The sequence below is a fragment of the Streptomyces niveiscabiei genome (assembly GCF_001419795.1).
Classification (GTDB): domain Bacteria; phylum Actinomycetota; class Actinomycetes; order Streptomycetales; family Streptomycetaceae; genus Streptomyces; species Streptomyces niveiscabiei.
In genome coordinates this window covers 1-5,927 of sequence record NZ_LIRL01000638.1, presented here as the reverse complement: position 1 = coordinate 5,927, position 5,927 = coordinate 1, and the positions used below count along the sequence as shown (strand labels likewise).

2 protein-coding genes and 1 pseudogene are annotated in these 5,927 nt (G+C 73.9%); all 3 read right to left on the bottom strand.

The features are described 5' to 3' along the window. A pseudogene (locus tag AOK24_RS28870) lies at positions 1–429 on the bottom strand (hypothetical protein); the annotation flags it as partial. Continuing rightward, positions 426–3,803, bottom strand: coding sequence for a tubulin-like doman-containing protein (locus AOK24_RS28865; RefSeq protein WP_055722982.1), 3,378 nt, complete (start codon positions 3,801–3,803; stop codon positions 426–428). The gene AOK24_RS28865 and the pseudogene AOK24_RS28870, both read right to left, overlap by 4 nt. 22 nt (positions 3,804–3,825) lie before the next feature. After that, the coding region (locus AOK24_RS28860) for a vWA domain-containing protein (protein WP_055722981.1) at positions 3,826–5,927 on the bottom strand (2,102 nt) is incomplete at its 5' end.

Below are 5,927 nucleotides of genomic sequence, written 5' to 3'. Positions count from 1 at the left end.
GTTCCAGGGGTCGGCGGGCGCGTACGCCGATGCCGTCGGGGAGCCCCACGCGTCGGCGGGCACGGAGTCCGTGCCGGAGCCGGGGGCGGCGCCCGGGGAGGCACCCCACCCGATGTCCCACGGCCCGGCGAGCGGGTCCCACGCCTCGGCGGCGGGCGCGGGCGGCGCTTGCGGCGGCGGGGTCAACTCCCCGACGGCCAGGGCGAGTACGGACGTCCGCTTGCCGTAGGCGATGACGCGCTCGTACACGCTGTGCCGCAGCCCGAGCCCGGCGGGCGTGTCGACGAGCAGGAACCGGTAGTGGCCGTCGGCGGGTTCGGGCCGGCCGGCCTCGCGCAGCCGTTCGGCGACGGCGGACCGCAGCCCTGCGGCGTCCGCGAGGCCGCTCGCCGCCTGCCTCAGGTCGAGGACGATGACCGGGCTCGTCATTCCACGTCCTTCCACGGGTCGCCCGCCTCGCCCGCGCCGGGGCGCCTGGCCGGCTCCTGTTCGCGGGCCTCGGTCCAGGCGGGGGCCGGGGTGTCGGGTTCCTCGCCGGGCCAGCCGTCGGACCCGGCGGCGGCTGCGGCGAAGGGCGGCAGGGGCCTCTCGCGCGGGGGCTGCCCGGCGTCGGGGCGGTCGTCCCAGGGGAACGCGCCCCGGGCGCGCGGCACTTGACGTTCCGTCACCTCGATGACGTCGATCTCGCGCAGCGCGTGCCGCAGCGAGCGCAGGGTGGGCGCGACGGCGTTCTTGTCGGCGAACGGGGTGTCGAGGGCGGCGGGCAGCAGTTCGGTCCAGAACTCCAGGAGGGAGTCGGCCCATTCGCCGGAGGTGTGCACGGAGCGCGCCAACCGGTCGCGGATCAGGGCGATCTGATGGGGTGCCAGTTCTTCGACGACGTACGTGTACAGCGGGTGGGGTTCCTCGCCGAGGTTGTTCGCGCTGCGTTCCATGAGGGCCTGGCAGTACGTCTCGACGACGGCGTCCTCGGTGAGGAGGGCGATCTGTTCGTAGGCGTGCAGGATGCGGGCCCAGCCGGAGACGCCCTGCCGGGGCCGGTCGCCGAGGCGCAGTTCGATGCCGGGGACGTCGGTGGTGACGTCGTCGGGGAGGCTGCTGTGCAGGCGGACCAGGACCTTGACGGGCTCCTTGTCGGTGCCCTCGACGACCTCGACCTGCCCCTTCCACAGGGCGCACAGCAGGCGGTGCAGGATCTCGCGGCGGTCCTCGGCGGTCGCCGCGAGCCATTCGCCGCCGCGTCCGAGGCGCTGGCGCCAGTCGAGGTAGTCGGCGGCGACCTCCGTCTCGCGCGCCTTCGCCCAGCGCTTCAACACCTTGCGGACTTCCGGGACTTCGGTGAGGCTCATCTCGCGGCGGAACAGGACGACGGTGATCGAGTCGGTGTCCACGCCGTTGAACTCGGTGCTCCCGCGCGGCAGCGAGAGGTGCTTGCGGAGGTAGTCCTCGACGGTGTCCTTCGCCGACGAACGCGGGTACACCACCAGCACCTTGAGCGGTCCGCCGCCCTCGGGCACGAAGCCGTGCGGGATCAGCCCGGCGATCTTGAACCGGAACTGGTCGAGCGCGGCCTTCCCGACGGACTCGGCGGCGGCACCGACCCCGGCCGCCGCCTCCAGCAGCATGGCCATGGACGGCAGGAGGGGCTTCTCGTCGTGCAACGTGCCGCTCTGCGCGAAGAGTTGCTTGATCCGCTGCTCGATCGCCGCCTTCACGGGCGCGACGGCCGCGTCCGGATTGCGGCGGGCGATCGTGCGGGCTGCCTGCCACGCGTCGGCGTCGACGAGGGCGTGCACGAGGGCCGCCTCGTCGTCGCTGTCCCTCAAGTTCTCGCGTTTCGTGAGGCGTTCACGCAGGTCGTCGTAGAAATCGGTGAGGTTGTTCTGCGGCGGCAGCAGGTAGGAGACGCCCGTGCGGTCGTCGTACAGCTCCAGGACCTGCGCCTTGTAGGCGCGCGGCTCCTCCTCGCGGTGCTTGTGGAACGCCTCGACGAGGGCGGCGATCTCGGCGGTGAGGGCGGCGGCCTTGGGGCGCCAGCGCTGCTCCTCCGCCCGCCACGCCTCGTGCCAGATCGCCTTGGTGCGGGCCGCGTACCAGGTGTTCTGCTCGGCCTCGGTCCGGGCGCGCAGTTCGTCGTGCCGGGTGCGGGCGAGGCGGGCGGCGATGCCGTCCTTGAACTTCGGTACGGGCGGCGGGAGGAGGGCCCGGTGTTCGCCGCCGCCGGGTTCGCGGGCCCGGCTCTCCAGCATGCCCAGCACGCCTTGCCGGGTGACCGGGTCGGGGTCGCCGGGGACGCCCTTGACGACGCGTTCGACCTGGAAGGGGTCCATGGTGCGCAGGGCGCGCTCCAGCGCCGTCTGCGGCGAGAACTGCTCGGCGAGCACCGGCACGCGCCGTGCGACCCGGCGCCGTAGATCCTCCAACGTGGCCTGCATCTCGCGCAGTCGGGTCGTCAGGGACTCCTCGATGCCGGCGCCGCCGCGCTGCGCGGGGCGGGCCTCGGGGGGCGGGAGGGGGTCGCGGTTCCACAGCTCTTCGAGGCCCGCGTCGGCGAACATGCGGCGTACCGTCCCGGCGTACTCGTGGCTGTGCTGCGCGGAGGCGTCCGCGAGGCGGGACACGCCGTGCGCGAGCAGGCGCGCCGAGACGAGGTCGGCGAGGGGTTCCAGGGGGACGGTCATGGAGGCGACGAGGCTCGTGGAGACGCCCCGGTGGCCGATGCCCGACTTGGCGCGGATCCGCCGTTTGGCATCGGAGTTGATGAAGCTGGACGCGAAGGTCTGGTGCTCGTCGTCCCGCCCGGGGGCGTCGCCCAGTTCGGCGCCGATCAGCGACATGATGAGCGACACCATCGACCGGCGCAGGTCGTCGGGGCGGATCCCGGCGGTGCGGCTGAAGAGGAACGCCGTCGGCATGACCCCGGCGTCCAGGCGTACGGTCCGGTCGTGCGGGTAGCGGATCGCGGTCCCGGAGGCGTGGTCGACGTCGCCGATCACGTCGTCCGCGACGGGTACGTTCTGCTCGTCGACGAGCCGGAAGAGGTCCACCACGGCGCGGGCGGCGTTGAGTTCGGCGTCCCGGCCGCCGCCCTTGGCGAGGGGGAACGCGGACGGCATCACGACCAGCGGGTAGATGCGGGCGCCGCTGAAGTTCTTCTCCTTGAACGCCTGCCCGATGAAGTGCAGGTAGTCCAGGAAGATCCCGGTGCCGGTGCCCCCGGCGACGGAGAACGCCACGAACACGTCGCATCCGGAGATCGGTCCGCCGCCGAGCCGGCTCAACTCGCCGCCGGAGCGCCCGATGATGTCGATGGCCTGCTGCAACGGGCCCATCACCGGCGTCATGTCGTCCCGCAGGAGCGTCCCGAACAGGGCGGCGCGGCCGACCGTGGGGAGCTGGCCGGCGCCGTTGCGCAGCGGGGTGATGCGCGGCTCGGTGGCCTGCGGGGGCAGCCAGTCGCGGGTCTCGCGCGGGATCGCGGCGCGCAGTTCGCGGGTCACGCTCGGCGAACTGTCGTAGCCGGGAAGGAGATCGTGGGTGGCGCGGGCGGTGCGCGCGTACGCCGCCTGGAGCGCGGGTTCCACGCTCAGGTGCGGGAGCCGGGCCAACTCGGCCTCGCTGTAGTCGGCGTACACGAACTGGAGGCATTCGGGCAGCTGGTAGCGCTGGTTGATGCCGCGCGAGGCGAGCGCGGTGCCGTCCGGGCCGCACAGCGCGGCGCGCAGCCGGCGTTCGAGTTCGGCGCCGACGAGCCCTCCGGTGCCGCCCAGGCCGACGTAGAGCATCGGTTGGTTGATCTTCATGGGGTGCCTTCCCGCTGGCGGTTCACAGGTCGGGGTGGCCGACCTCGGAGGCGTACGGCGACCAGGTGTCCGGGGGCGGCGAGGGCGTGCCGTCGACGACCTTCAGGACCAGGTCGGCGCCCGCGCTCACGCCCTCGCCGGGCCGTACGGTCACCGGTTCGTCGGCGCCGCGCCGCAGCTGGGCGTCGCCCTCGGGGGTGCGGCGCATGGCCCACTCGCCCTGCGCGGAGCGCCGTACGCGGGGGCTGTCGCCGTCGTCCTCGACGTCGAACCGGTACCAGCCCTCGCGGCCGTCCAGCACCGGGTGGGTGGCCAGTTCGCGGCCCCAGGGGTCCTCCAGGACGAGCGTCCCGCGCGGGCGTGCGGCGCGCCTGCGGGTGTAGAGGCGCAGGGCGGCCCAGGCGGCGGCGAGCAGCAGGAGGAGGGCCGCGCCCGCGGCGACCCAGGCCCACGGGTTGGTCTTCTTGCTCACCGAGACCGTGTCGAGGAGCTGGTCGTCGAGGACGGTGCCGGTGTCGTCGGTGACGACGATCTTGCCGCCGAGGGCGGTGGGGTCGGTGCGGACGCGGAAGCCGAGGTGGTCGCCGACGGTCAGCTTCACCGTGGTGCGGTGGGCCTCGGCGCCGGGTGCGACCGTCACGTGGCGCGGGGTGAGGGTGAGTCCGGTGGCCTTCGTGTCGGCGAAGGCGAGGGTCAGGGTGCGGGGTTTCGTGTCCGTGTTGGAGACGGTGAGCTGCGCCTCGTGCGTGTCCCCGGGGTGCAGCTCGGCACCGCCGAGGGCGAGGGCGGCCTCCAGGGACCTGCCGGGGGTGAAGATCGCGGCGGGCTGACTGCGTACGTCGGGCTGGAGGCCGACGGCGGACACGGTGGACGTGAACATGAGGGCGCCGGACGCCTGCCGGGGCACGGTGACGGTGCCGGCGAACCTGCCGTGGCCGTCCCCGGCCAGCGCGAACGGCACCGGCCTCGCGATGCCCTCGCCGCCGAGGGTGCCGGTGACCGTGATGCCGCGCAGGTCGCGCGGGTCGGGCACGGACTCCTCGCGGGTCAGGATCGGCACCCGCATCTCGACCTTCGCGCCGGGCGCGGGCGCGTACTCGCTGAGCGAGATCGTGGAGCGCACCGCGCCGTGCCACAGCACGCTGACGCTGGCCGCCTTGTCCCGGTGCCCCTCGGGCGCGTCCAGCGCGACCCGCCACCTCCCGGGCAGGGGCCGGGTGATGCGCAGCGACTCGGTGGCGGTGCCCTGCCCGGTGAACGCGTACGTCGAGTCCGCGTCCCCCGTACCGGGCTCGACGGGCCTGCCTCTCGGGTCGTAGTACTTCACGGTGACGGCCGGGTCGCCCTTCTCGACGACGATCGTGCCCTCGGTCGCCAACGGCGAGATGCGGACGGCGAGTTCGCCCGGCGGGCGCTTCGAGCCGCCCTCGTCGCGGTAGTAGCAGCGGGCCGTCGCGAAGGCGTCCTGGAGGGCGCCGCTGATGCGCTCGGGGCCGTCGGCCATGTGGGGGCGGGGGCGGGCGTCCTTCAGGTTCGCGCAGCCCGCCCGGTAGCCGGCGTCGGCCATCTTCGTGAGCGCGTTCTCGTCGGCCCTGCCGAAGCCGAGCGGCCAGATCTGCACGCGCGCGGCGGCGGCCTCGGCGAGCGCGTCCGCGAGGTCCTTCTCGGCCGCCTCCTGGGCCGTGACGGCGTCCAGGTTCCGGTACTTGAGGCTGTCCTTCACCTCCAGGACGCCGTCCGTCATCAGGAACAGGACGCGCGGGTCGGTGTCCGGCGCGGACCGCAGGTCGGCTACGGCCTGCCGGATCACCTCGATGAAGTCGGTGCCCGCGCCCTCGTTCTGCTCGCGCCGCCGCAACCGCCCCGCGCAGTCCGCCGTCTTGGCCCGCGCCAGCGCGTCCAGGGCGCGGGCCGGGCACACCTTGTCGACGGCGGTCTGGCCCTCCTTCTCGGCGCTCGCGAAGCCCAGGACCTCCAGCGTGGAGCGGTTCGACGGCTCGCTGACGGCGATCGCGCCGACCGCCTCACGCTCCCGGCCGACGTCGGCGGGGTCCAGGCTGCCGGACTGGTCGACGGCCACGACGTAGTGGACGGGGCGGTCGGCGGCCGGGGCGGGTGCGGCCT